The sequence below is a fragment of the Barnesiella sp. CU968 genome (assembly GCF_905219685.1).
Lineage (GTDB): Bacteria > Bacteroidota > Bacteroidia > Bacteroidales > Muribaculaceae > Lepagella > Lepagella muris_A.
In genome coordinates this window covers 1-2,450 of record NZ_CAJMXD010000416.1, presented here as the reverse complement: position 1 = coordinate 2,450, position 2,450 = coordinate 1, and the positions used below count along the sequence as shown (strand labels likewise).

Annotated in this window: 3 protein-coding genes; 1 reads left to right on the top strand and 2 read right to left on the bottom strand. The window is 47.1% G+C overall.

Annotated elements, in window-relative coordinates:
• Together JX312_RS12250 and JX312_RS12245 are read right to left on the bottom strand one after the other, a co-directional pair.
• Positions 1-877, bottom strand: an 877-nt coding sequence (locus tag JX312_RS12250) for a DUF4099 domain-containing protein (protein WP_204458179.1), incomplete at its 3' end; no start/stop codon positions are given.
• Positions 878-926: 49 nt separating this feature from the next.
• Complete coding sequence (locus JX312_RS12245; protein WP_107033315.1) at positions 927-1,277, bottom strand: helix-turn-helix domain-containing protein; 351 nt, start codon at positions 1,275-1,277, stop codon at positions 927-929.
• A 755-nt stretch (positions 1,278-2,032) separates the two neighbouring features.
• Between JX312_RS12245 and JX312_RS12240 the strand changes: the two genes are divergently transcribed.
• Positions 2,033-2,317 carry a hypothetical protein gene (locus JX312_RS12240; RefSeq protein ID WP_107033313.1) on the top strand — a complete coding sequence of 95 codons (285 nt, stop codon included), beginning with the start codon at positions 2,033-2,035 and terminating at the stop codon, positions 2,315-2,317.
• Positions 2,318-2,450: the final 133 nt, after the last annotated feature.

Here is a 2,450-nt window from a genome sequence, read left to right as displayed (position 1 = left end):
TCGTCAATACGCTATCGCGGATGGTTGTACACACAATCTCGTTGGTTAGACGGTCAACGCTGACATAGGAGGGCTTGACTTCCCCGGTGGCTTTGTCAACAAGGTCAACGACCTTGCCCAGATTGCCGGTTGTTTTCAGAGCCTCTTTATCTTCCTTTGTGAACTTGTACCCCTCAAACTCTTGGTCGAGTTTGGGCTCGCGGTGTATGAAATGGGGCACCACCTTCACATTGCCGTCGGCATCGGTTCTGAAAGAGAGTCGTGCGTCAATCGGGAATTTCTCCCCTCCGAAATTGGGCGTGACGGTCACAATCTGCGACTTGCGGTTGTAGAGCATCTCGCGGAGGTCGCCCGACTTTTCAAGCTGGTCGCGGTCTATGCCCCATTTCTTCTTGAGCATCGTCCAGTCGATTTTGCTTTCGTCGATGGCGTGATACTTTGGCTGTTCAGTCTGTGCAGCCTGTTCCTCCACCGGCTTTTGCGCCTGAGTGTCGGTTGCATTGTTCTCCTGAGCCTGTTCCTTGATGTTGGTCTGCGTCTGCTGAGGGACATCGACCTTGAAATCTTTGAGAATCTCAGCATTTGTTTCGGGGTCTTTTATAAAGTCACACATAGCCATGCCAACACAATCGTAACGGTCGGCAGGAACTTTGAAGAATCCGAACATTGTTGGGTTCTTGCATTGTCTGACAAAATTTGACAAGAACGCTTCCAGCGGATTTTGTCCTTTCTTAAATTTTACGAGATCCTCCAGTGTGACGAACATTGGATCGGTGATTTTGGGTGTGCCGTCCTCATTGAGTCCGGTCACTGCGCCTACCTGCCCGGTTTCGTTGTTCCGGACAATCAGCACTTCTTCAGTCTGGTCTTTTGCCATAATTAAAAGAATTTTGGGTTAGAAACTTGCGCCGTTGCCGACGCGATTATTAATTGTGTGTATGGATTATCTGTGCGTTGCGGGTTGCGAACAATTCTATTATATCCGCCTTGCGGTAGCGGATAGTGCAGTTTGTACCCTCACCGGTCTGTGTATAGGGCAACTTGCCCGACATACGGTAATTGTAGAGGGTTTTGCGTGATACATGGTATCTGGCGCGTACCTGCTTGTCAGTCCATGTATCTTCGTCCGGGTCAAGTATGCCGAAGCCCTGAAAAGCCTCCATCACGGTTTTGGCAACTGACTCGATACGGCTGTCAACACCGGTTCTTATCGCCTGTACCTCTGCTCTCAGTTCGGAAAGCATCTGGCATACCATCGTAAATTCTGCTGACTTCATGAGAGATATTTTTGAGGTTCAACCATAGAGTTTGTTTCAGTGGACTTTTTCAAGTCCGTTCCGGGCATCTGACGGGATAGTTTCGTGCCGGAGATTATCAGCGTTTTTGTTTCCATTTTATTTTTGGGGTTTAGTGTTACGCTGCGAAGTTCGGCAGAAATCAAAATCCGCGTCGGGTACGTTCCTGGAACGTTCCTACTTTTTTTAACTTTCATTAAGAGGTTTAGCCTTTTTTCTTGCTTTAGGCAGGGGTATAGGCGTCACTCCATCGGCTTTTATGTCTATTAGCCGATGTGCTTTAATGAAAGCCTGTTTTAAGTGGGAATTAAATCCTGAACGGGGTATATATTTGCCTCGGATTTGGTTCGATTCGCGTTGCAACCCGAACCAGACAGTCGTCAATTTTGGTTCGGTTCCGCGTGCTACCCGAACCAGATTGAGCGGCTGGAGTAATGTTTATCCGTCGTGGATTTGACATAGAAACAACCGTAATATGGCTGTTTGTTTATGACAATTTTTCAAGTTGGGTAATGTTGGGTAATCGGTGTGTAACCGTGGGAAATCGCTCATTTTCAGTAATCTTTTTTCGCAGTCGGAATGTTACACGGACAAAGCGACTGCCCCGATATATCCCAAACAGGCACAGCTATCCCCGGCTCATAAAAATATGATGATGGCAACCCATAGTCCGGAATATGGATTGCCATTGCTGTATTCAGGGCAAAGTATCAAACCACTAATCCAAGGTTATATTTATGGAATACATCACCATTGAACGCAGCGTCTTTGACGCTATGGTCGCCACTCTTGCCGAGTGCCGTTCAATTCTTGGCAAAGCAATCAGACGCTTGTCAGGGAATGAGCGGCAGGAGTGGATAGACAATATTTCGGCTCAGTCAATACTTCGCCGTTCACAGCGCGGCATGACACTACTCCGAATGGAAGGCAAGATCGGATACTCAATAATTGAGGGCAAGGTTTATTATCCGGCAGGCGAGATTGGACGGCTACTCTATAATTGCAAGGTTGATTATGAGTGATAATACATCCAAATTAAGCAAGGAAGAACAGCATGAAGTATTCAAGATACTTTCTGAAGTACAACCGTCCGCGATAGCAGGTAAGCCATAAAAAGAAAGCCGTCCAGATTTTGGGCGGCTATTTTTGTGAGGG

What these genes read in the sequence shown, in the direction of transcription:
- JX312_RS12245 (WP_107033315.1), bottom strand. Translation starts at nt 1,277, where the DNA reads ATGAAGTCAGCAGAATTTACGATGGTATGCCAGATGCTTTCCGAACTG.
- JX312_RS12240 (WP_107033313.1), top strand. Translation starts at nt 2,033, where the DNA reads ATGGAATACATCACCATTGAACGCAGCGTCTTTGACGCTATGGTCGCC.